Below are 522 nucleotides of genomic sequence, written 5' to 3'. Positions count from 1 at the left end.
GCTGATCAGGGCGACCGTGTCCGCGGGAGACTCGGCGACCGGCATGCTCCCGAACCCGAAGCAGATCGGCGGCGTGCCCTTGGCAATCCACGATGCGACCTCGTCGTCGACGTCCGTGGTCAGCTCCATGGTCAGTGTCCCGACGAAGGGGCGCTGGCCGTTCCACTTCGCCCATTCGGCGGCCAGGCCGGGGAAACAGACCTCGTCATAGGCCTGGATTTCCAGCGACCCGCGTTCGGCGATCCGCCGGGGCGAGGGTTTCGTGGCCGCGGGCAGTCCGAGCTCGCGGCGCTGTGCGTTCTCCACTTGCTTCGTCGAGCGCCAAAACAACCACTCGACCGTTTTCATGCCGGAGCGAAACAGCGGCGCCGGCACGCGCGGAACGAGCTGGCCGTTGGCCCGCATCGGGAAGTGATGAAGTGTCGCCAGCGGAATGCGGTAGAACTCGGCGACGTTGGCGGCGGCCTGCTCGAAATTCAGACCGGTGCAGAGCAGGTCGGCGCCGGCCGCGAGTGACGTCAG

At 67.4% G+C, this 522-nt stretch carries 1 pseudogene; it reads right to left on the bottom strand.

Annotated features, from left to right (window positions below):
• Positions 1-522 (bottom strand): annotated as a pseudogene (locus A9X04_RS28580) (hypothetical protein); the annotation flags it as partial.

The sequence above is a fragment of the Mycobacterium sp. E3247 genome (assembly GCF_001667785.1).
Classification (GTDB): Bacteria; Actinomycetota; Actinomycetes; order Mycobacteriales; family Mycobacteriaceae; genus Mycobacterium.
This window is presented reverse-complemented; position numbering and strand designations above follow the sequence as displayed.